This window comes from Edaphosphingomonas fennica (assembly GCF_003034225.1).
GTDB classification, from domain to species: domain Bacteria; phylum Pseudomonadota; class Alphaproteobacteria; order Sphingomonadales; family Sphingomonadaceae; genus Sphingomonas_E; species Sphingomonas_E fennica.
In genome coordinates this window covers 61,439-82,057 of record NZ_PHHF01000042.1, presented here as the reverse complement: position 1 = coordinate 82,057, position 20,619 = coordinate 61,439, and the positions used below count along the sequence as shown (strand labels likewise).

The window sequence follows — 20,619 nt, the reverse complement described above, 5'->3', positions numbered from 1 at the left end:
GTGGCATGAAAGACAGCCATTAGGTGTCAGCTTCCGGCTGTCCGCGCAACCGGCGCCGCGCCGTCGGGGCCGGATCAGCGCGCCTCCACCCGGCGGCTGAGCGCCGCGATGCAGGATGCCCGGTCGAAATCCTCGCCCGCCGGCGTCCGCGCGTCGAGGTAGCGCACCACCGGCTCCTGCCCGGCCGCGGGCGGATAGAGATAGGCGTCCAGCACGCAAACCGGCCCCGTATATTGCAGCTTGCGCGCCTGCGCCTCGCGCACATCGAGGTCGGGCACGCCGAACAGCATGTGGAGCGCGCGGGCGTCCTTGCCCAGCACCCGATCGAGCCCCATCGCCGGCGGCGGGGCGTTCACGATCGGGGCCGGGTGCTCGCCGCCGGCGGTGGTGCAGGCGCCGGCCAGCGCCAGCAGGGGCAGGATCAGGACCGAATATCTGCGCTTCAACCGCGGCTCCCATGAAAACGATGCGTCGCCAGCGCCGCACCGATCACGGGGGCGAGGAGGTTGACGACAGGGATCATGAACAGGCCGGCGGCGACAAGCCCGGTCAGCGCGCGGCCGCCACGGGTGGGCGCGAGGCGGGCCTTGCGCGCGGCCGCGTCCAGATGGCGCACCGCCACCATCTCGTCGAGGTCGCGGCCGAGCGCGATAGCGTTCACCACCAGGAACAGGGCGACCGGGCCGATCGCCGTCAGCAACAGCAGCAGATAGAAAGGCAGCGCCAGCAGATTATATCCGATCATCCGCCCCGCCGATCCCAGGCCCAGCCGCAGCGCCTCGCCCCAGCCGGGCGGCCGCGCGCGCGCCGCCTCGGCCGGATAATGGCGTTCCTCCACGGCGGCGACCACCTCGTCGGAAAACAGGCCGATCACCCCCACCGCGATCGCCGGGAACAGCAGCCACAGGCCCAGGATCACCAGCAGCGCGGCGGCGATCCCGCCCTCGGCCGATCCGATGGCGCAGCTATATCCCTTCACGATCGTGCAAGGGTCGCGCCCGGTCAGCACCCAGCCCAGCACGAAGCCAGTGACGGCGAAGATCGCCAGCGTCAGCGTGACGGATTTCACCAGCACCCGGCGGATGCGGGGATCGCCCAACTGGCCGATCGAAAGCATGAGCGCGCGGACCATGGCCCTATCTATCCGCCCCATCCCCGGTTGCGCCATCCCCGTCGTCCGTCTAGGCGCGGCTTTTCCACCTCAGGGAGACCCGCGTGACCGAACCCCGCCTCGATATCGTCGCGATCGGCAATGCCATCGTCGATGTCATTGCCCAGGCCGATGATGCCTTCATCGCGAACGAAGGCGTCGCCAAGGGATCGATGCGGCTGATCGACACCGAAACCGCGACCGGCCTCTATGGCCGCATGGGCCAGGCGATCGAGGCGAGCGGCGGTTCGGCCGCCAACACGGTGGCGGGCGCGGCCGCGCTCGGCCGGCGCTGCGGCTTCATCGGCCAGGTGGCCCAGGATCAGCTCGGCGAGGTGTTCGTCCATGATATCCGCGCGCTCGGCGTGGAATTCGCCACCCCCGCCCGCGAAGGCGAGCCGCCGACGGCGCGCTGTCTGATCCTCGTCACCCCCGACGGCCAGCGCACGATGAACACCTATCTCGGCGCGTCGCAGTTCCTGCCGGCCGAGGCGCTGGATCGCGACATGATCGCGTCCGCCGCGATCCTGTATCTCGAAGGCTATCTGTGGGATCCGGCGGAGCCGCGCGCGGCGATGCAGACGGCGATCCGCATCGCGCGGGATGCCGGCCGCAAGGTTGCCTTCACGCTTTCCGACGCCTTCTGCATCGAGCGCCATCGCGACGACTTCAAGGCGCTGATCGCCGACGGCGCGATCGACATCCTCTTTGCCAACGAAACGGAGATCCTGTCGCTCAACCAGACCGAGGATTTCGAGGCCGCCGTCGCCGCCACCGCCGGCCAGGTCGAAACCCTGGTCGTCACCCGTTCGGAAAAGGGCGCCATCGCCGTGCGCGGCGGCGAGCGCTTCGCGGTTCCCGCCCAGCCGATCGATGCCGTGGTCGATACCACCGGCGCGGGCGACCTGTTCGCCGCCGGCTTCCTCGCCGGCCAGGCCGAAGGCCGTTCGGTGGTGGACAGCCTCACCATGGGCGCGATCGCGGCGGCCGAGGTGATTTCGCATTTCGGCCCCCGTCCGGTGGCCGACATCAAGGCGCTGGTCGCCCGAAAACTGGGCTGATCGCGATCCCCGGGCGGGGCGACCCGCCCGGTTTCCCTTCAATTGCCGCTGGATTGCCGGACGGTGAAGCGCCCGGTGACGCGGCCGCCCTGGCCGCCGGCGACGCCCTGGCCGTCGATCGTCGAACGGCCGCTGTTGAGGTCGATCACCAGCCGGTTGCCGTTCACCGTGTTCTGGCCCTGGTTCAGCGTCACATTGCCCAGCATGGTGATCAGCCGGCGGTCGAGATCATAGATCGCCACCGATCCGCGCGCCGTTTCCGATGGGCTGCGCACCGTCACGCCGCCGGACGCATCCAGCCGCTTGATCTGGGTGCCGCTGGCGCCGCCGGCATAGGCCACGGTCAACCGCGCCGAATTCATCGTCAGGTCGGTCTGGCGGACATTGACGTTGCCGGAGAAGATAGCGCGATCGGCGCGGTCCTGCACCTCGATGCGGTCCGCCTCCACGTCCACCGGCGCGTTGCTGTCATGCCCCTTGAGCGCCGAAACCGAATTCTGGCTCATCGCGGGGCCGGCGGCGAGGCCGATCAGGATCGTGGCGAGGATGGCTGGTCGGCGGGTCATGCTGCTCATCTGCCGCCGCGCTGCACGATATGCAAGCGGGCACGGCCATCGAGCACGACGGTGCGGGCGGCGAGATCCGCGGTCATCCGGTTGGCGCTGAAATTGCCGAGCCGCATCTGCCCGTCCACCGCGCCCCCGCTTTCCACCTGCCGGGTCTTCAGGTCGACCTCCACGTCGCGCGTGTCGAGGCGATACTGGTCCGGTCCGTCGAAGCGCACTGGGCCGTCGATATAGACCTTCTCGCTGTCCATGTCGTAGCGGCCGGTCTTGGCGCCGATGGTGGCGGGGCCGTCGGCCAGCTGGATCTCGGCGGAAAGATTGGCGAGCTTCACCACCGGATCGCGTGAGCTTTTCTGCACTGCCGATCCCGCGCGGATGGCGAAGGGCTGGCCCTTCGAATCCTCGCCGCGATAGATGGCGTCGGCGACCCGCAGCCTTTCCCTGGCCACCTCCACCCGATCCTTGGCGAGGACGAAGGAGATGTCGCGCCCCATCGTCAGCGGCGCCACGGCGAGGATGGCGACGAGCGCGCCGATCGCGCAGGGCAGCAGGATCCTGAGCGCGGCGATCACGCGGTCATGGCCCGCGCCCGGCGCGGCCCAGGACTGGCGATCGCCGCGCGCAAGATCGGCGGCTTTAGACATGCGCGAAGATGTCGATCTCAGGCCAGCCGGCAAGGTCCAGCGCCGCGCGGTGCGGCAGGAAATCGAAGCAGGCCTGCGCCAGCGCGGTCCGCCCCTCCCGCGCCAGCCGCTCGTCCAGCTTCTCGCGAAGCTGGTGGAGGAAGCGCACGTCGGACGCCGCATAGTCGCGCTGCGCGTCGGTCAGCTCGGGCGCGCCCCAGTCGGACGACTGCTGCTGCTTGGAGACTTCCTGGCCGAGGATCTCGCGCACCAGCTCCTTCAGGCCATGCCGGTCGGTATAGGTGCGAATCAGGCGCGATGCGGTCTTGGTGCAATAAACGGGCTCGGCCATCACCCCGAGCCAATATTTGATCGCCGCCAGATCGAACCGGGCGAAATGATAGAGCTTGAGCCGCGCGGGATCGGCCAGCACCGCCTTCAGATTGGGCGCGTCATAGGCGCTGCCGGGGCCGAAGCGGACGAGATGCTCGTCGCCATGGCCGTCGGATATCTGGACGACGCACAGCCGGTCGCGCTGGGTGACGAGCCCCATCGTCTCGGTATCGATGGCGACGGGGCCGGGGGCGAGCACGCCTGCCGGCAGGTCCTCTTCGTGGAAATGAACGGTCATCCCATCCGCATAAGCGCGCAAGGCCCCGCGCTCAACAACCGAATCGGCCGCTCACGCCCCCTGCCGCCGTTCGGCGCGCCTCGCCTGGGCGCGCCGCTGCCAGATGTTGAGCGCCTCGACGCCCGCCGAAAAGGCCATCGCCGCGTAGATATAGCCCTTGGGCACATGCACGCCGAAGCCGTCGGCGATTAGCACCGCGCCGATCATCAGCAGGAATCCCAGCGCCAGCATAACCACCGTGGGGTTGCGTTCGATGAACTCGGCCAGCGGATCGGCCGCCAGCAGCATCACGGCGACGGCGGTGATCACGGCGATCACCATCACCGGCAGATGATCGGTCATGCCCACCGCGGTCAGGATCGAATCGATCGAGAACACCATGTCGAGCAGCAGGATCTGGATGATCGCGGTGCCGAATCCCAGCGCCACATGCGCCTTCTTGTCCAGCAGATCCTCGGACGGCGATGGGTCCACCGAATGGTGGATCTCGGTGGTGGCCTTCCATACCAGGAACAGCCCGCCGACGATCAGGATGATGTCCCGCCAGGAAAATCGCGTCTCGAAGGAGGGCACGCCATGCGCATCCGGCACGCCCTGCCAGCCCAGGTCGAACACCGGCGCGGTCAACCCCACGATCCAGGCGATCATCGACAGCAGCGCCAGCCGCATAACCAGCGCCAGGCCGATTCCCAGCCGCCGCGCGCGACGCTGCTGATGCTGCGGCAACTTGTTCGAAAGGATGGAAATGAAGATGAGGTTGTCGATGCCGAGCACGACTTCCATCACCACCAGCGTCACCAGCGCCGCCCACACGGCGGGATCGGCGAAGATCGCAAGCATATCTGTCATGAAGATCACCTTGCCGCTTGGTTTTGTCCCTCACAAGCGCGGCTATGCGACAAACTGTAAAGCGTGGATTCGGCTGCGATCCTACACCGGTTGCCCCATCCTTGCGGGCGATGAGTCGAAAGCTCTCGCGCCAGGGCTCTTTTTCCGCTATTGATAGTGGCTGGCGCGCTGGTTTCGGCGCCGGAAGTCTCGTGGCCGCGCCCGGCTTTGAGGACTTGAAAATTCGTGGGGCGACGGGAAAGACTTGGGCAAAGCATGAGTTTCGATAGAGGACGGCGCGGGCAGCGCGGCGGCAGGGACAAGCGCGACAGTTTCGGCGACGAAAGCTATGGCGGCTTCGGTGGCGGTGACCGCTTCGGCGGCGGCGGCGATCGCTTCGGCGGTGGCGGCTTCGGCGGCGGCGGTTATGGCGGCGGCGGCGATCGCTTCGGCGGCGGTGGCGGCGGCGGCGGTTTCCGTGGCGGCGGTGGCGGCTTCGGCGGCGGCGGTGGTGGCGGCTTCGGCGGCGGTGGCCGCGGCATGCCCGCCCAGGTGATCGGCGAAGGCACTGGCGTCGTTAAATTCTTCAACGGACAGAAGGGCTTCGGCTTCATCGTCCGCGACGATGGCGGCGAAGACGTGTTCGTCCACATCTCGGCGGTCGAACAGGCCGGCCTCACCGGTCTTGCCGAAGGGCAGCCGCTGGGCTTCACCCTCGTCGATCGCGGCGGCCGTATCTCGGCCACCGATCTCAAGATCGACGGCGAACCGCTTCCGGTCGAGGATCGCGCGCCGCGCGATGCCGGCGCCCGTGGCGGCCCGCAGCGCCAGCTGACCGGCGAACGCGCCAGCGGCACGGTGAAGTTCTTCAACGCGATGAAGGGATTCGGCTTCATCCAGCGCGATGACGGCCAGCCGGACGCCTTCGTCCACATCTCGGCCGTCGAACGGGCCGGCATGACCAACCTCAACGAGGGTGATCGGCTGGAGTTCGAACTCGAGGTCGATCGTCGCGGCAAATATGCCGCGGTGAACCTGAATCCGATCCAGTAAGCTCCGGCTGGCGGGCTTCGGCCCGCTGGATCGCATGAAAGGCCCGGCCCGCCCCAAGGCGGCGCCGGGCTTTTTGCTGGCGGCGCGCCGCAACCGCAGGCCACGTCGCCCACGATCGCTCACGTTCGCCCGGCCCATCCGGCCCATCCATCGCGAATCGGGCCCCGCCCGCCCATGCCGCGCCGCTGCCGCCGCTTGCGCGCGCGGCGCGAAACGATAGAAGCCTTTTCATGGATCGCATCATCATTCGCGGCGGCCAGCGCCTCGCCGGCCGCTTGCCGATTTCGGGCGCCAAGAACGCCGCCCTCACCCTCATGCCCTGTTCGCTGCTGTCCGACGACAAGCTGACGCTCGGCAACCTGCCGCGCCTCGCCGATGTCGACAGCTTCGGCCATCTTCTCAACGAGCTGGGCGTGACAACGAAGGTCTCGCGCGGGCCGGACGGCGAATATGGCCGCGTGATGACGATGGATGCGCAGCGCATCGCCGCCACCGTCGCGCCCTACGATATCGTCCGCAAGATGCGCGCTTCGATCCTGGTGCTGGGGCCGCTGCTGGCCCGCGCCGGCGAGGCGACGGTGTCGCTGCCCGGCGGCTGCGCGATCGGCAACCGACCGATCGATCTGCACCTGAAGGCGCTGGAAGCGCTGGGGGCGGAGATCGAGCTGGCCGCCGGCTATGTCCGCGCCATCGCGCCGGACGGCGGCCTCAAGGGCGGGCGGATCGTCTTCCCGGTCGTATCGGTCGGCGCGACGGAAAATGCGGTGATGGCCGCCGTCCTCGCCAGCGGCGAGACGATCATCGACAATGCCGCGCGCGAGCCCGAGATCACCGATCTCTGCAACTGCCTGGTCGCCATGGGCGCGGAGATCGACGGCATCGGCACCGAACGGCTCGTCATCCAGGGCAAGCCCCGGCTGCACGGCGCCGAATATCGCGTCATGCCCGATCGCATCGAGGCCGGCAGCTATGCCTGCGCGGCCGCGATCACCGGGGGCGAGCTCGATCTCGTCGGCGCGAAGGCGGACGACATGCAGGCCGTGATCGACGATCTGCGCCAGGCCGGCGTCCATGTCGCCGTGCGCGACGGCGGCATCACCGTCGCCGCCGACGGCCGGCTGCGTGCGCTGACCTTGTCCACCGCGCCCTTCCCCGCCTTCCCCACCGACATGCAGGCCCAGTTCATGGCGATGCTGGCGCTGGCGGACGGAGCCAGCGTGCTTACCGAAACCATCTTCGAGAACCGCTACATGCACGTGCCGGAACTCACCCGCATGGGCGCGGATATCCAGGTGCGCGGCCGCACCGCCGTGGTGCGCGGGGTCGAGAAGCTGCGCGGCGCCGAGGTGATGGCCACCGATCTGCGCGCTTCGATGAGCCTGGTGCTCGCCGGCCTCGCCGCCGAGGGCGAAACCCAGGTCCACCGCGTCTATCATCTCGATCGCGGCTATGAACGGCTGGAGGAGAAGCTCTCCCAGGTCGGTGCCGATATCGAGCGCGCGGGCGGGGACTGATCCCGCGCGCGCGGCGATTCGCCGGCCACCGCCCTTGGTTGGTTGAGGATCAGAAACGAGCGGCCGGGCGGATTTTACGGTATCGCCGACAGGGGCCGCGATCATGGCATCCACCCAAGTGGCGGATAGTAACCGTGAAATCCGCTCCGACCTCGTCCAATTAAATTTGTCCTCCGCGCAGACTGTTAAATATTCGCACCTAAGATAGGACTTGGCGGTCCTTGAACATGGTGCCCGATGGCGAAGCGGACGAACGATTTCCTCCGTCAGTTCCTCCTGCCGATCACGGCGGTGGTGGTGCTGTTCGCCGCGACTGTGGCGGTCCTGCTGGTCTGGGCGACGCGCGAGGCGGATGCGCTTTCCGAGCGTCGCCAGGCCATGATGGTCGATACCATCCTCAAGGATAATGCCGCCCGCGTCGCCCACGATCAGGAAGCGATCACGCTGTGGGATGAAGCGCTGCGCGGCGTGCGCGCCGACCCGCCCGATCTCGACTGGATCGACGGCAATATCGGCCGCTGGCTGCACACCTATTACGGCCATGACGACGTCTTCATCCTCGATGCCGCCAACCGGCCGATCTATGCGCTGCGCGGCGGGCGTCGCGCGGCCCCCACCGCCTTCGGCGCGATCGGCGGCGAAGCCCTGCCGCTGGTCGCCGCGCTGCGCGCCAGCCTGCGCGCGCCGGACCGGGGGGACGCCGTCGACCCCGCGACCAGCGGCTACAGCCCCGGCGCCAGCGACATCACCGTCATCGACGGCCATCCGGCGGTGGTCAGCGTCAAGCCGATCGTCGGGGATCAGGACCGGGCGGCGCAGGCGCCGGATTCCGAGCCGCTGCTCGTCAGCGTCCAGCATCTCGACGGGCCGTTCCTTGAAGCGATGGCCAGGCAATATCTGCTGGACGGCGCCCGTTTCTCCTGGGCTCTCCAGCCCGTCCCCGGCCAATCCCATGCCGTGATCCGATCCCGCCGGGGCGAAACGGTGGGCTATCTGGTCTGGAACAGCTTCGCGCCGGGCAGCCGCGTGATGGGCAAGGTGGCGCCGGTGCTGATCGTGGCGCTGCTGGCGATCACGCTGATCGTGGCCCTGCTGCTGCTCCACATCCGCCGCACGCTCGCGGCCCTCAGGGCCAGCGAGGCGCACGCCCAGCATCTCGCGCTCCACGACAACCTCACCGGGCTCGCCAACCGCACCCTGTTCCGCAGCCGCATGGATCTGGCGCTCGTCGCCGTCCGGCGCGGCGGCACGCCGCTTGCCATGCTGTGCCTCGATCTCGATCGCTTCAAGCCGGTCAACGACACGCTGGGCCATCCCGCCGGCGATCAGCTGCTCTGCCAGGTCAGCGCGCGGCTGAAGGCGGTGACGCGCGATACCGACACGGTCTCGCGCCTCGGCGGGGACGAATTCGCCATCATCCAGGCGCATGCCCCCACCATCGAAAGCGTCGAGCGGCTGTGCCAGCGCATCGCCACCGCCCTCAACGAGCCGTTCGACGTCGACGGCACCATGGTTTGCGTCGGCGTCAGCATCGGCGTGGCGATCGCGCCGCTCCACAGCACCGATCGCGTCGACCTCGGCCGCAAGGCGGATATCGCCCTCTACGAGGCCAAGGCGCGCGGCCGGGGCCGCGTCGTCCTGTTCGAGGAAGCGATGGACGCCTCCGTCCAGCGCCGCCAGGCGATCGAGAAGGACCTGCGCGAGGCGATCGCCGCCGGCAACCAGTTCGAGCTTTACTACCAGCCCGTCCACGATGCCCGCACCCGCGCGGTGATCGGCGCGGAGGCGCTGGTCCGCTGGCGCCATCCCCTGCTCGGGCTGATGGCGCCGGCCACCTTCGTGCCGATCGCCGAGGAATGCGGCCTGATCGAGCCGATCGGCGAATGGGTGCTGCGCGAGGCGCTGGCCGCCGCGCGCGACTGGCCGCTGGAAAGCATCGCCATCAATCTTTCGGCGGTGCAGCTCCGCAATCCGGCGCTCGTCGATATCGTCCAGGGGGCGATCATGGCGAGCGGCATCGAGCCCCGCCGCGTCGAGCTGGAGATCACCGAGACCAGCTTCGTCGAGGATGAGGATATCTGCCGCGCCAATGTCGCGGCGCTGCGCGCGCAAGGCGTGCGGATCGCGCTCGACGATTTCGGCACCGGCTATTCCTCCTTCACCCATCTGCGCACCTTCGCGGTGGATCGCATCAAGGTGGACCGTTCCTTCGTCGCCGGCATCAACCGGCGGGAAGGCGGCAGCGCCATCATCCGCGCCATCGTCGGCCTCGCCAATGCGCGCGGCATCGCCGTCACCGCCGAGGGCGTCGAAACCGACGGCCAGGCCGAATGGCTGGCGGCGATCGGCTGCGGCACCCTGCAGGGCTATCTGATGTCGAAGCCGATGCCCGCCCGCGCGATCGGCAGCTGGTTCGACGCCGGCATCGCCGCCTGAGGGGATTTCCCGGCCCCGGCGATTCCGGTAGGAGCCGGATCATGCCCGCAACCCCCGCCTGGCCGCCGGTCAGCACGCCCCGCCTGTTCGTCGATACCCCGCTCGATACCGGGATTTCCGTTCCGGTCGAAGGCGCCGCCGCCAATTATCTCGGCAACGTCATGCGGCTGAAGCCGGGCGATCCCGTCCGCTTGTTCGATGACCGGAGCGGCGAATGGCTTGCCGAGGTGGCGGAGATATCGAAGCGCGCGCTCCGCCTCGCCGTCACGGGCCATCTCGCCCCGCGCGAGGCGGTGCCCGACCTGTGGCTGCTCGCCGCGCCCATCAAGAAGGGCCGGATCGACTGGGTGGCCGAAAAGGCGTGCGAGCTGGGCGTCGCCCGCCTCGCCCCCGTCATCACCCGGCGCACCATCGTCGATCGGCTGAACGGCGAACGGCTGCGCGCCCACATGATCGAGGCGGCCGAGCAATGCGGCCGCACCGCGCTGCCCACCCTTGCCGAGCCGGAGAAGCTCGACGCCCTGCTCCGCGTCTGGCCCGCCGATCGCGCGCTCTATTTCGCCGACGAGGCGGGCGATGCGCGGCCGCTTGCCGCCGTCGCCCGCCCCGGCCCGGCCGCGATCCTGATCGGCCCCGAAGGCGGCTTCACCGACGAGGAGCGCGCCGCGATCCGCGCCCTGCCGCAGGCGGTGCCGGTCACGCTCGGCCCCCGCATCCTGCGCGCGGAGACCGCCGCCGCCGCCGCCATCGCGATCTGGATGGCGACGGCCGGGGACTGGCGCTCGGAAAATATTTGAAAAATATCGCGGGCCTGCCATCCTCCCTGGGCCAACAGGAACGGGGGCAGGATCGCAATGAACGAACCCGGCACCAGCCCGCAGGCGGGCTTCGACCTCAATCATCCCACGATCATCGCGCTGCTTTATCTCGGCAGCTTCGTGGTCGGCATCACCGCGCTGATCGGCCTGGTCCTCGCTTATGTCTGGCGGGGCGAAGCCGGATCGGGCTGGGAGACGAGCCATTACACCTTCCACATCCGCACTTTCTGGATCGCGCTGGTCGCCGCTTGCGTGTCGACGGTGCTGATGCTGGTGCTGATCGGCTTCATCGGCTTCGTGGTGATCGGCATCTGGGTGGTGGTGCGCACCGTGCTCGCCCTTCTCGCCGCGCAGAAGCGCCAGCCCATCGCCAACCCGGAAAGCTGGCTCTGGTAGCGGCGCGTCTCCAACCGCAACTGATCACTGGCTAAGGGCCGCTCCGGTCGCTATGGGCGCGAGAATGAGCACGCGCACCGCATCGGGCCAGGAAGACCCCTTGATCGAGGGTCGCGACGACCTTCTCTCCATCTTCGCGAACGGCGAAAAGCCCCGCGAACGCTGGCGCGTCGGCACCGAGCATGAGAAGTTCGTCTATTGGCTCAAGGATCATCGCGCGCCTTCCTATGAGGAGCCGGGCGGCATCCACGCGCTGCTGATCGGGCTCACCAAATATGGCTGGGAACCGGTCTATGAGGGCGAGAACGTCATCGCGCTCGCCGGCCCGGACGGCAATGTCAGCCTGGAGCCGGCCGGCCAGCTCGAGCTTTCGGGCGCGCCGCTCGAGAACCTGCACCAGACCTGCGCGGAAACCGGCCGTCATCTGGAACAGGTGAAGGCGGTGGGCGACCGGCTCGGCCTCGGCTATCTCGGCCTCGGCTTCTGGCCGGACAAGACCCGCGCCGACCTGCCGATCATGCCCAAGGGCCGCTACGAGATCATGCTCCGCCACATGCCGCGCGTCGGCAGCCTCGGGCTGGACATGATGCTGCGCACCTGCACCATCCAGGCCAATCTGGATTATTCCAGCGAAGCGGACATGGTGAAGAAGTTCCGCGTCAGCCTGGCGCTCCAGCCGCTCGCCACCGCGATCTTCGCCAATTCGCCCTTCACCGAAGGCAAGCCCAACGGCTTCCTCTCCTTCCGCAGCCATATCTGGACGGATACCGATCCGCACCGCACCGGCATGCTGCCCTTCGTGTTCGAGGACGGCTTCGGCTATGAACGCTATGCCGATTACATGCTCGACGTGCCGATGTATTTCGTCTTCCGCGACGGCGGCTATGTCGATGCCGCCGGCCAGAGCTTCCGCGACTTCCTGAAGGGCGAGCTGCCGGCGCTGCCGGGCGAAAAGCCGCGCCTGGGCGACTGGAACGATCATCTTTCCACCGCCTTCCCCGAAGTGCGGCTGAAAAGCTTCCTGGAGATGCGCGGCGCCGATGGCGGCCCCTGGGGCCGGATCTGCGCGCTGCCCGCCTTCTGGGTGGGCCTGCTCTACGATCAGACCGCGCTCGACGCCGCGTGGGACGAGGTGAAGCACTGGACGATCGAGGACCATCACCGCATCCGCGCCGAGGTGCCGAGGCTCGGCCTCAAGGCCCAGGGACCGCGCGGCCGCACCTTCCAGCAGCTCGGCCAGCAGATCCTCGCCATCGCCGATGCCGGCCTTTCGGCCCGCGCCCGCCTCAACGGCGCCGGCGACAGCGAACAGGGCTATCTCGATCCGATCCGCGAGATCGTCGAATCCGGCAAGACCCCGGCCGAACGCCTCCTCGACAAATATCATGGCGAATGGGGCGGCGACATCTCCCGCGTCTATGAGGACATGCGCTTCTAAGGGGGCCGCCCCAGATCGTCGGGCCAGCGCGGGCGGGAAGCAGGGGGGGGACTCGCCCCCTCCTCGCCCCCCTGCCGAACGCGTTTCAGCAGCGGTGGAGAGGCCGCCAACTTACCTTTTCCCACTCGTCACTCCGCGCAGGCGGGAATCCATTGTGTCAGGAGCTATCGACTCAATCGAGCCAGCCGCCGTCCATGGATTCCCGCCTGCGCGGGAATGACGTTTTTTTGGGGGGAGGGAGGAGACTGCGAAATGTCCGCTCCCTCGGTTTTCGGTCGTCAGTCAGGCCCGTCCGGCATTCCGAAACCCGGCAACCTATCGGCCGGGGCCTGTCCGCGCAGCCCGGACTTCGCTCACGATCCTGGCGCAACCCATTGCCTCACCGTATCACCCATGCAACACAGTAAGCCACTCGCATGAAGCAAATGGGGGCTCACGGTCTTGCAACGGAACGCGCTTCGCGACTGGCTGTCCGGCGTCGCTGTCGTCCTGATCCTCGCGCTTTCGCAGGAGGCGCGCGATCTCGCGGCCGCTGTGGGGCTGCCGATTCCCCGCCTGCCCATCCCTTATGGCGGGTCGATCCTCGATAATCTGCTGGCGGTCGCCATCGTCATGGCCGGCGCCGCCCTGCTGCTCCGCCGTTTCGCCGGGGTGCCCCGCAGCCTCGGCCTTGGCTTCAACGGCTGGCGCGGGCCGCTGCTCACCGCGCTGGCCACCCTGCCCTGCTGGATCGGCCTCGCGGTCAGCGGCACGCTGGCGCGCGACTGGTCCGCGCTCGATCTCGCGCTGCTCGCCTTCGCCTTCCCGCTGGCCGAGGAGATCGCCTTTCGCGGCTTCGGCTTCATCTTCGCCCGGCGGGCGCTGGGCTGGCCGCTCGGGCTGGCGGTGGCCGTGCAGGCAATCGGCTTCGGCCTCGTCCACTGGATCGGATCGGGCGGCGGTGAATTCAGCGCCATGGCCCTGCAGATCTTCGTCATCACCGGCCTGGGCGGCGCGATCTTCGCGCTGCTCGATGCGCTGGACGGCTACGGCATCTGGAGCGGCTGGGTGCTCCACGCCTCGCTCAACGCCGCCTGGGCGATATTCTCCGTGTCGGAAAACGCAGCCTCGGGCTGGCTGGGCATCGGCCTCCGCCTCGGCAGCGCCGCGCTCGCCCTCCTTCTGGTCTGGAAGTTCCGGCGGCCGGCGCGGGCCTGATCTTACTCCACCAGCTCGGCCGCGCGCTCCGCCTGCTGGCGCGCCCACATCTCGGCATAGACGCCGCGTTCCTCCAGCAGGGCGGCATGCGATCCACGCTCGACGACGCGGCCCGCCTCCATCACCACGATCTCGTCGGCATGGACCACGGTGGAAAGACGGTGGGCGATGATGATCGTCGTGCGCCGTTCCGAAATCGCATCCAGCGTCGTTTGGATCTCGTCCTCGGTGCGGCTGTCGAGCGCGCTGGTCGCCTCGTCCAGGATCAGGATCGGCGGATTCTTCAGCAGCGTGCGGGCGATCGCAACGCGCTGCTTCTCGCCGCCCGAAAGCTTGAGGCCGCGTTCGCCCACCCGCGTGTCATAGCCCTGCGGCAGCGACCGGATGAAGCTGTCGATCGCCGCCCCGCGCGCCGCCGCCTCCACGTCCTCGTGCGTCGCGCCGTCGCGGCCATAAGCGATGTTGTAGCCGATCGTATCGTTGAACAGCACCGTATCCTGCGGCACGATGCCGATCGCGCGGCGCAGGCTCGACTGGCTGACCTCCCTTATGTCCTGCCCGTCGATGGTGATGCGGCCGCCGCTGATCTCGTAGAATCGGTAGATCAGCCGGGCGAGCGTGGACTTGCCCGCGCCCGAAGGCCCGACCACCGCCAGCGTGCCCCCCGCCGGGATGGCGAAGCTCACGCCCTTCAATATCTGCCTGTCGGGATCGTAGCCGAAGCGCACGTCCTCGAAACGCAGCGCGCCGCCCGCGACCTTGAGCGCGGGCGCGCCGGGCCTGTCCACCACCTCGGGCGGCGTATCGATCAGGCCGAACATCGCCTCCATGTCGATCAGCCCCTGGCGGATCTCGCGATAGACCATGCCCAGCATGTCGAGCGGACGGAAAAGCTGGGCCAGCAGCGTGTTGACCAGCACGACATCGCCGGTGGTGAACATGCCGCGCGACCATCCCCACACCGTATAGGCCATGGCGCCCGCCATCATCAGGTTGGTGATCAGCGACTGGCCGATATTGAGCGCGGCGAGCGACGTCTCCACCTTCACCGTCGTGTCGGTCAGCCGGCGGACGGCGGTGGCGTAGCGGCGCTGCTCGACATCCTCGGCGTTGAAATATTTGACCGTCTCGTAATTCAGCAGCGAATCCACCGCACGCTGGGTGGCGGCGCCGTCCTGCTCGGCCCACAGCCGGCGCACCGCCATGCGCCATTCGGTCACGCGGCGGGTGAAGAGGATATAGGCGGCCACCATCACCAGCGTCGCCGCCACCATCCCCCAGCCGAACTTTACGAGGAAGATGGCGCATACCGCCACAAGCTCGATGATCGTCGGCGCGATGTTGAACAGCAGGAAATAGAGCATCGTGTCGATGCTCTTGGTGCCGCGCTCGATGATGCGGGTCAGCGCGCCGGTGCGGCGTTCGAGGTGGTAGCGCAGCGACAGCGCGTGGAGGTGGCGGAACACGTCCTCGCTCAGCCGCCGCGCGGCATCCTGGCCGACGCGTTCGAAGATGGCGTTGCGGATATTGTCGAACAGCACGCCGCCGAAGCGGGCGGCGGTGTAGGCGACCACCAGCGCGACCGCGAGGCCCACCGCCGGCTCCAGCCCCGGCGCCATCCGGTCGATCGCCGCCTTGTAGGCGAAGGGCATGACCAGCGTCGCCGCCTTGGCCAGCAGCACCAGCGCCAGCGCCACCACCACGCGCAGCCGCAGCGCCGGATTGTCGGCGGGCCACAGATAGGGGAGGAAGCGCTTCAGCGCGGCGAGGCCGGCTTCCGGGCTGGCGGTGTCGGATGGGCGATCAGGCGGCATGGCGCCCTAGATAGAGCACGCTTGGCCGAACGCCAGTGCCTGCCGGGCGCAAGCATCGGTTACGAACGCCCGCAGGATGCGATCAGCGCGGCGAAAAGGGAAGGTTTCGGGAAGAAAGCCGGGTTGTCCGGCTCGTGCCGGCTGCGGCCCAGTGGGGGTGGGCCGCAGCCGGAAGAGCGAGGCCGGTAGATGCACCGCGTTCGTTCCGTGGGGGCAGAACATTGAACGCGGGCTCGACCACTCTTGGCGACCGTCTTCACCGGCGTTTTGGGGGGACCAGAACCTCCAACCCGCCGGCACTCGAAGCCGGATCGCTTCGCGGTGGCGCTTAGCCTCCGCTGATCCCGTTTATGCCCCGATCGCCCCCCGAAACTAAGTAAGAGACCGCATTTTACTGCTCGGTTCCCCCGTTCGTCGCATGCAGCGCAACCGATGGTGACACATCGACTTTCTGGGTTTATCGAAACGTAACGCCTACGCTGTTACCGTTACAGCGCCGGGCGGAGAATCGCGGCCGGTGGGACAGGCGGCCGGAAATGAGGGGGTGTGGCAGACCAGGCTGACATTGTTCCTCGCGGGGTGGACGGCCGGCGAATCGAAGCGGAGGTGGCGCGCATCTCCGCCGCGACCGATTTCGCGCGCGCGCCCGTCATGCGCCGGCTGCTGGACTTCCTTGTCGCCGAAACGCTGGCCGGCCGCGGCGATTCGCTGAAGGCCTATGCCGTGGCGGTGGATGGTCTCGGCCGCCCCGACGATTTCGATGCCCAGGCCGATAGCTATCCCCGCGTTCAGGTCGGCCGCCTGCGCCGCATGCTGGAGGCCTTCTACGCCCGCGAAGGCGTGGCGGACGGCATCCGCCTCCACATTCCGCCGGGCCAGTATCGGGTCTTTTTCGAATCGGATGTCCCATCGCCGGCCGCCGCGCCCGATTCGTCCACCGCCATCGGCGAACCCGCAACGGGAACTGCCACCCCGCCCATGGCGGGCGAAGGCGGGGCGCCCGCCACGTCACCGCCCTGGATCGCCATCGTCGGCACCCTGCTGGCGATCGTGGTCGCCGCCCTGGTCGGCGCCGCCATCTACCTTACCCATCCCGCCGACACGGATATGACGGGCGACCCCAATCGCCTCACCCTGCCGCCCGAGCTGAGCTTCGCGCCGATCACCGGCCCTGCCGACAGCACCGCGATCGAACGGTCCATCGATACCTTCCTGGTCGACGGCCTCAGGCGGAGCTGGCTGATCCGCCTGCACGAGGAGGAAAAGGGCGTCACCCAGGCCGAGGCGAGCGAGGCCGTCCGCCGCGAGCTGGCGCAGGAACCGCCGAATCGCCGTCCCTATTTCCGCCTGACCGGCACGCTCACCAGCGGCGCCGAGCCCGAGCTTCAGCTCCAGCTCACCAACATCCGTTCGGGTGAACTGGTCTGGACGGGCCAGGCCGCGATCGGCGACGGGCCGGACGCGATCAGGACCGCGCTCTCGCCTATCGTCACCGAGCTGATCCAGCCTTATGGCGTGATCGCCACCGCCACCCGCGCGGTGGAAGGCGACCGTTTCGCGCCGGGCCACCGCTGCCTCTTGGAATTCGATCGCTATCGCCGCGATCGCAACGCCGCGCTCAACCTGCGCCTGCGCGAATGCGTCGATCACACGCTCGCGCTCGAGCCCGGCCATGCGATGGCGCTTGCCGCCAAATCCTTCCTGGAGCTCGACCGCAAGGTCTACCGGCTCGATCCGTCCGCGCCGGACGATATCGCCGTCACCAGCCTGGCCTATGCCCGGCGCGCGGCGATGGCCGATCCCTACAACGCCTTCATCCAGCTCACGCTCGCCCGCGCTTCCCAGTTCGCGGGCACCCGCGCGCTCACCGTCCGCAGCAGCCGCCGCGCGCTGGAGCTCAACCCCTATGACCCCGATCTGATGGGGATTGCCGGCCTGCTGCTGCTGAACTGCGGGCAGCCCGATGCCGAGGATCTGATCCGCCGGGCGGTGAAGCTCGATCCGGAAGCGCCGCTCGGCACCCGCAACATGCTGATCTACCTCGCGCTCGACAGGAACGACATCGCCACCGCCCAGCGGATGGTGGATGCGCTGCCGCCGCCAACCGCCACCATCCAGGCTTCCAACGAGCTGGTGCGCGCCGTCGTCGCCGCCAGCGCTGGGGATATGGCGAAGGCGAAGGCGGCCTGGGCGCGGCTGGAGGCGGTGGACCCGCAAACCGCGCAGGACCCCGATTCCATGTATCGCCGCTGGATGATGCCGCAGCGCCTGCGCGATCACAGCCTCGCCGTGCTCGCCCGCGCAGGCTTGATCCCGCCGCGCGCTCCGTCCGCCGCAGCGCCCTGAACCTCCGCCTTCTTCGCCGGTTTTCCCGCATGCGGGCGGATCGAGGAGGAGAGGCAGGATGGCACAGGCGCCGCAACCGATGATCCATGAGGATGCGCTTCCGGGCAGCGAGGCGAATCTCGATCCCGCGCCGGACTGGCGCCCCCGCTATCCGGGCTCGGGCCGCCTCGCCGGCAAGGTCGCGCTCATAACCGGGGCGGACAGCGGCATCGGCCGCGCCGTCGCCGCCCTCTTCGCGCGCGAAGGCGCGGATATCGCCATCCTCTACCTCTGCGAGCATGAGGATGCCGAAGCCGCCGCCGCCATCGTCCGCGCCGAAGGGCGCCGCGCGATCGCCATTGCCGGCGACATCGGCGACAAGGCCTTCTGCGAGCGGGCCGTGGCGGAAGTCGTGGCGAAGCTCGGCCGGATCGACGTGCTCGTCAACAATGCCGGGGAACAGCATCCCGATCAGGACATCACCGATATCAGCGAGCAGCAGCTCCGCCGCACCTTCCAGACCAACATCTTCGGCATGTTCTTCATCACGCAGGCGGTGCGCCCGCATCTGGAACCGGGTTCGGCGATCGTGAACTGCACGTCGGTGACGAGCTATCAGGGATCGAAGGAGCTGCTGGACTACAGCGCCACCAAGGGCGCGATCACCGCCTTCACCCGTGCTTTGTCCGAAAATCTGGTGGGCGAGGGCATCCGCGTCAACGCCGTCGCCCCCGGTCCGATCTGGACCCCGCTCAACCCCAGCGGCGGCGCCTCGCCGGAAAAGCTCGCGACCTTCGGGGAAAGCACGCCGATGGGCCGCCCCGGCCAGCCCAACGAGGTCGCGCCTGCCTTCCTGTTCCTGGCGTGCGAGGATGCGTCCTACATGTCCGGCCAGGTGCTGCACCCCAATGGCGGCACGGTGGTGAACGGCTGAGGATGGCGGCGCCATGCCGTCCAGCGTGATCCGCGCCTTCGATTACGATCCGGACGGGCACCGGCTGATCGTCCGCTTCGTCGGCGGCCGGCTCTATCGCTACAGCGACGTTCCGGCCGAGATTGTCCGCCAGTTCCGTGCCGCGCCGTCGCGGGGCCGCTTCTTCAACCGCCGCATCCGCGATCGCTTCCCGGCGGAGCGGATCGACTGATCCCAGCCAAGCGATTTGGCTCCGATCACCGGAAAAGTCGCTTATCCGTGCGCGGGCCGGCCGAACGCCTTGCGCAGCTCGTCCTTCGCTTCGTTGAGGGTGCGACGCCGGCTGGCCGGCAGCTGCTTGCCGGCGCGGTTGATGTAGAAGGTCAGCATGCTCATGGCGGACTGGAAGGGCGTGCCCTTGCGGCGCCGGCTATGCTCGGCCGAATGCTTGAGCGACGCCGCGATCCTGGCGGGATCGTCCCCGGCGAAAACGCCCTCGTCCAGATCGAGCGCGTCGGAATGCTCCGTAACTTCCTGCGACCATTTCCTCGTCATGGCGATGCCCTGCGATTGTCCGTGAAAGCCCGAATCAACCGGACGCGGCGCTGCCGGTTCCAATCATTTCGCTGGTGCCCGAATGGGAGACCAGCCGGCCCGCCCCCAGGGGCCGGCCGACCTTCAGGTCCTCAATGCTTCATCGCTTTCGCAGCGGTCAGCTCGGCCTTGCTCAGGCTGCCGTCCTTGTCGGTGTCGGCCATGGCGAACCAGGCGCCCTTCTTGGCGCTGAACTCGGCGGAGGATAGCTGGCCGTCCCCGTCCGCGTCCGCCGTCTTCCAACCCGCGCCGCCCTTGGCGCCGGCCTCGGCCGCGGAAAGCTTGCCGTCGCCATTGGCATCCATCCTGGTCCAGGCGGCCTGGGTGGCGGCGTCATATTCCGCCCTGGTGACGGTCCCGTCGCCGTTGGCGTCCATCGATTTCCCATCGTTCGCCGAAGCCGCCGATGCCGTTCCTATCAACAGGACGATCGCGATCAGGCTGCGTTTCATGGCATTTCTCCTTGACTGTTCATGATGCGGGGCCGGCCCTGGGCGTCCGTGCGCCGGGGCTCGCCGTCGTTCGTACCGGCATCAACCGATGAGGGGCCGGAAATGTCCATCCGACGCGCCCCGGCGGGCCGGCCGGAACGGCGACCATGCCGATGCGTTCCCTTCCCTTCGGAAAGGAGGACAGGATGAAAGCAATGCTGCGAACGGCATCGGTCGCGGGGCTCGCCCTGGCGCTCGCCGCCTGCGGCCCCAAGGCCGAACAGTCCGCGGAGGGTGTGGCCAACGCCGTCGATCAGTCTATGGAGGCCGCCGGCAACGTCGCGGGCAACGCCGTGGATGCTACCGTCGATGCGCTGACGCCCACCCCCGGCAACCAGGAATTCGTCGACAAGGCAGCACGCGGCGATGCGTTCGAGATCGCCGCCGCCCGCCTCGCGGCGGATCACGCCGCCAGCCAGAAGGTGAAGGATTTCGCCGTGATGATGGTGGAGGCGCATACCCAGTCCACCGCCAAGCTGAAGGACGCGGCCAAGGAGGCGCGGCCCGCGCTCACCCCCGATGCCTCGCTCACCAGGGATCAGGGCGCGAAGCTGGCCGATCTCGACAAGCTCAAGGGCGCCGATTTCGACAAGGCCTATATCGCCGGCCAGGTCGACGCGCATGAGGACGTGCTGTCGCTGCTGCGGGCCTATGCCGAAAAAGGCGATATCCTGCCGCTTAAGACCGCCGCGCAGGAGATCGTGCCCGTCGTCGAGAAGCATCTCGATATGGCGAGGACGCTCAAGAACAGCCTGTAAGGCCCTCTTTCCG

Annotated in this window: 22 protein-coding genes; 13 read left to right on the top strand and 9 right to left on the bottom strand. The window is 68.3% G+C overall.

Annotated features, from left to right (window positions below; genetic code table 11):
• Positions 1-74: 74 nt before the first annotated feature.
• Together CV103_RS09765 and CV103_RS09760 are read right to left on the bottom strand one after the other, a co-directional pair.
• Positions 75-446: a hypothetical protein gene (locus CV103_RS09765; protein WP_107394792.1), complete on the bottom strand. Its 372-nt coding sequence runs from the start codon at positions 444-446 to the stop codon at positions 75-77.
• Entirely contained in the window at positions 443-1,132 is a 690-nt protein-coding gene (locus CV103_RS09760) for an EI24 domain-containing protein (RefSeq protein ID WP_107394791.1), read from the bottom strand. Before CV103_RS09760 ends, CV103_RS09765 begins: the two co-directional genes overlap by 4 nt.
• Before the next feature lie 83 nt (positions 1,133-1,215).
• Between CV103_RS09760 and CV103_RS09755 the strand changes: the two genes are divergently transcribed.
• Positions 1,216-2,211 carry an adenosine kinase gene (locus CV103_RS09755; RefSeq protein ID WP_070931964.1) on the top strand — a complete coding sequence of 332 codons (996 nt, stop codon included), beginning with the start codon at positions 1,216-1,218 and terminating at the stop codon, positions 2,209-2,211.
• 38 nt (positions 2,212-2,249) lie between these two features.
• Here the strand turns inward: CV103_RS09755 and CV103_RS09750 are convergent, their stop codons facing one another.
• Genes CV103_RS09750 through CV103_RS09735 form a run of 4 tightly spaced genes read right to left on the bottom strand, consistent with a single transcriptional unit; the run spans position 2,250 to position 4,880 of the window.
• On the bottom strand, positions 2,250-2,777 hold the full coding sequence (locus tag CV103_RS09750) for an LptA/OstA family protein (protein ID WP_015459012.1): 528 nt from the start codon (positions 2,775-2,777) through the stop codon (positions 2,250-2,252).
• Positions 2,778-2,782: 5 nt separating this feature from the next.
• A complete protein-coding gene (gene lptC, locus CV103_RS09745; RefSeq protein ID WP_107394790.1) occupies positions 2,783-3,421 on the bottom strand; it encodes an LPS export ABC transporter periplasmic protein LptC in 639 nt (212 codons plus the stop codon).
• Positions 3,414-4,031 (bottom strand): ribonuclease D, encoded by a 618-nt coding sequence (locus tag CV103_RS09740; RefSeq protein ID WP_015459010.1) that lies wholly within the window; start codon positions 4,029-4,031, stop codon positions 3,414-3,416. Before CV103_RS09740 ends, lptC begins: the two co-directional genes overlap by 8 nt.
• A 51-nt stretch (positions 4,032-4,082) precedes the next feature.
• The gene (locus CV103_RS09735; protein WP_107394789.1) at positions 4,083-4,880 is read right to left on the bottom strand and encodes a TerC family protein; all 798 of its coding nucleotides are present in this window, start codon (positions 4,878-4,880) and stop codon (positions 4,083-4,085) included.
• Between CV103_RS09735 and CV103_RS22410 the strand changes: the two genes are divergently transcribed.
• The 8 genes from CV103_RS22410 to CV103_RS09700 all read left to right on the top strand — a co-directional run bounded on the left by CV103_RS22410 (position 4,879) and on the right by CV103_RS09700 (position 13,711).
• Entirely contained in the window at positions 4,879-5,034 is a 156-nt protein-coding gene (locus CV103_RS22410) for a hypothetical protein (RefSeq protein WP_170112604.1), read from the top strand. The two genes, CV103_RS09735 and CV103_RS22410, sit on opposite strands and share 2 nt — an antisense overlap.
• A 101-nt stretch (positions 5,035-5,135) precedes the next feature.
• A complete protein-coding gene (locus tag CV103_RS23065) occupies positions 5,136-5,912 on the top strand; it encodes a cold-shock protein (RefSeq protein WP_070931961.1) in 777 nt (258 codons plus the stop codon).
• Between the two features lie 230 nt (positions 5,913-6,142).
• Complete coding sequence (gene murA, locus CV103_RS09725; protein WP_107394788.1) at positions 6,143-7,426, top strand: UDP-N-acetylglucosamine 1-carboxyvinyltransferase; 1,284 nt, start codon at positions 6,143-6,145, stop codon at positions 7,424-7,426.
• 237 nt (positions 7,427-7,663) lie between these two features.
• Positions 7,664-9,862 carry a putative bifunctional diguanylate cyclase/phosphodiesterase gene (locus CV103_RS09720; protein WP_107394787.1) on the top strand — a complete coding sequence of 733 codons (2,199 nt, stop codon included), beginning with the start codon at positions 7,664-7,666 and terminating at the stop codon, positions 9,860-9,862.
• A gap of 41 nt (positions 9,863-9,903) precedes the next feature.
• Positions 9,904-10,659 (top strand): 16S rRNA (uracil(1498)-N(3))-methyltransferase, encoded by a 756-nt coding sequence (locus CV103_RS09715; RefSeq protein WP_107394786.1) that lies wholly within the window; start codon positions 9,904-9,906, stop codon positions 10,657-10,659.
• Positions 10,660-10,716: 57 nt separating this feature from the next.
• On the top strand, positions 10,717-11,076 hold the full coding sequence (locus CV103_RS09710) for a DUF4870 family protein (protein ID WP_107394785.1): 360 nt from the start codon (positions 10,717-10,719) through the stop codon (positions 11,074-11,076).
• A 64-nt stretch (positions 11,077-11,140) separates the two neighbouring features.
• Positions 11,141-12,514 (top strand): glutamate--cysteine ligase, encoded by a 1,374-nt coding sequence (locus CV103_RS09705; RefSeq protein WP_015459003.1) that lies wholly within the window; start codon positions 11,141-11,143, stop codon positions 12,512-12,514.
• Positions 12,515-12,955: 441 nt separating this feature from the next.
• On the top strand, positions 12,956-13,711 hold the full coding sequence (locus CV103_RS09700) for a CPBP family glutamic-type intramembrane protease (protein ID WP_107394784.1): 756 nt from the start codon (positions 12,956-12,958) through the stop codon (positions 13,709-13,711).
• Positions 13,712-13,713: 2 nt separating this feature from the next.
• Here the strand turns inward: CV103_RS09700 and CV103_RS09695 are convergent, their stop codons facing one another.
• Entirely contained in the window at positions 13,714-15,525 is a 1,812-nt protein-coding gene (locus CV103_RS09695; protein WP_107394783.1) for an ABCB family ABC transporter ATP-binding protein/permease, read from the bottom strand.
• Between the two features lie 546 nt (positions 15,526-16,071).
• Here CV103_RS09695 and CV103_RS09690 point away from each other — a divergent pair.
• The 3 genes from CV103_RS09690 to CV103_RS09680 are packed head-to-tail and all read left to right on the top strand — an operon-like array spanning position 16,072 to position 18,995.
• Positions 16,072-17,871 carry a tetratricopeptide repeat protein gene (locus CV103_RS09690; protein WP_245896752.1) on the top strand — a complete coding sequence of 600 codons (1,800 nt, stop codon included), beginning with the start codon at positions 16,072-16,074 and terminating at the stop codon, positions 17,869-17,871.
• 58 nt (positions 17,872-17,929) lie between these two features.
• Positions 17,930-18,784 (top strand): glucose 1-dehydrogenase, encoded by an 855-nt coding sequence (locus CV103_RS09685; RefSeq protein ID WP_107394781.1) that lies wholly within the window; start codon positions 17,930-17,932, stop codon positions 18,782-18,784.
• A gap of 13 nt (positions 18,785-18,797) precedes the next feature.
• Positions 18,798-18,995 carry a KTSC domain-containing protein gene (locus CV103_RS09680; RefSeq protein WP_107394780.1) on the top strand — a complete coding sequence of 66 codons (198 nt, stop codon included), beginning with the start codon at positions 18,798-18,800 and terminating at the stop codon, positions 18,993-18,995.
• A 41-nt stretch (positions 18,996-19,036) separates the two neighbouring features.
• Here CV103_RS09680 and CV103_RS09675 read toward each other — a convergent pair whose 3' ends face one another.
• Complete coding sequence (locus tag CV103_RS09675) at positions 19,037-19,318, bottom strand: DUF3175 domain-containing protein (protein ID WP_015458997.1); 282 nt, start codon at positions 19,316-19,318, stop codon at positions 19,037-19,039.
• Between the two features lie 131 nt (positions 19,319-19,449).
• Positions 19,450-19,809, bottom strand: coding sequence for an EF-hand domain-containing protein (locus CV103_RS09670; RefSeq protein ID WP_107394779.1), 360 nt, complete (start codon positions 19,807-19,809; stop codon positions 19,450-19,452).
• Positions 19,810-20,003: 194 nt separating this feature from the next.
• Between CV103_RS09670 and CV103_RS09665 the strand changes: the two genes are divergently transcribed.
• Entirely contained in the window at positions 20,004-20,606 is a 603-nt protein-coding gene (locus CV103_RS09665) for a DUF4142 domain-containing protein (RefSeq protein ID WP_107394836.1), read from the top strand.
• Positions 20,607-20,619 lie beyond the last annotated feature (13 nt).

Bases quoted from the DNA above. Each gene is read 5' to 3' on its own strand.
- lptC (WP_107394790.1), bottom strand. From the start codon at position 3,421: ATGTCTAAAGCCGCCGATCTTGCGCGCGGCGATCGCCAGTCCTGGGCC.
- CV103_RS09740 (WP_015459010.1), bottom strand. From the start codon at position 4,031: ATGACCGTTCATTTCCACGAAGAGGACCTGCCGGCAGGCGTGCTCGCC.
- CV103_RS09750 (WP_015459012.1), bottom strand. From the start codon at position 2,777: ATGACCCGCCGACCAGCCATCCTCGCCACGATCCTGATCGGCCTCGCC.
- CV103_RS09735 (WP_107394789.1), bottom strand. From the start codon at position 4,880: ATGACAGATATGCTTGCGATCTTCGCCGATCCCGCCGTGTGGGCGGCG.
- CV103_RS09665 (WP_107394836.1), top strand. From the start codon at position 20,004: ATGCTGCGAACGGCATCGGTCGCGGGGCTCGCCCTGGCGCTCGCCGCC.
- CV103_RS23065 (WP_070931961.1), top strand. From the start codon at position 5,136: ATGAGTTTCGATAGAGGACGGCGCGGGCAGCGCGGCGGCAGGGACAAG.
- CV103_RS09680 (WP_107394780.1), top strand. From the start codon at position 18,798: ATGCCGTCCAGCGTGATCCGCGCCTTCGATTACGATCCGGACGGGCAC.
- CV103_RS09695 (WP_107394783.1), bottom strand. From the start codon at position 15,525: ATGCCGCCTGATCGCCCATCCGACACCGCCAGCCCGGAAGCCGGCCTC.
- CV103_RS09710 (WP_107394785.1), top strand. From the start codon at position 10,717: ATGAACGAACCCGGCACCAGCCCGCAGGCGGGCTTCGACCTCAATCAT.
- CV103_RS22410 (WP_170112604.1), top strand. From the start codon at position 4,879: ATGAAGATCACCTTGCCGCTTGGTTTTGTCCCTCACAAGCGCGGCTAT.
- CV103_RS09675 (WP_015458997.1), bottom strand. From the start codon at position 19,318: ATGACGAGGAAATGGTCGCAGGAAGTTACGGAGCATTCCGACGCGCTC.
- CV103_RS09715 (WP_107394786.1), top strand. From the start codon at position 9,904: ATGCCCGCAACCCCCGCCTGGCCGCCGGTCAGCACGCCCCGCCTGTTC.
- CV103_RS09760 (WP_107394791.1), bottom strand. From the start codon at position 1,132: ATGGTCCGCGCGCTCATGCTTTCGATCGGCCAGTTGGGCGATCCCCGC.
- CV103_RS09670 (WP_107394779.1), bottom strand. From the start codon at position 19,809: ATGAAACGCAGCCTGATCGCGATCGTCCTGTTGATAGGAACGGCATCG.
- murA (WP_107394788.1), top strand. From the start codon at position 6,143: ATGGATCGCATCATCATTCGCGGCGGCCAGCGCCTCGCCGGCCGCTTG.
- CV103_RS09685 (WP_107394781.1), top strand. From the start codon at position 17,930: ATGGCACAGGCGCCGCAACCGATGATCCATGAGGATGCGCTTCCGGGC.
- CV103_RS09705 (WP_015459003.1), top strand. From the start codon at position 11,141: ATGAGCACGCGCACCGCATCGGGCCAGGAAGACCCCTTGATCGAGGGT.
- CV103_RS09720 (WP_107394787.1), top strand. From the start codon at position 7,664: ATGGCGAAGCGGACGAACGATTTCCTCCGTCAGTTCCTCCTGCCGATC.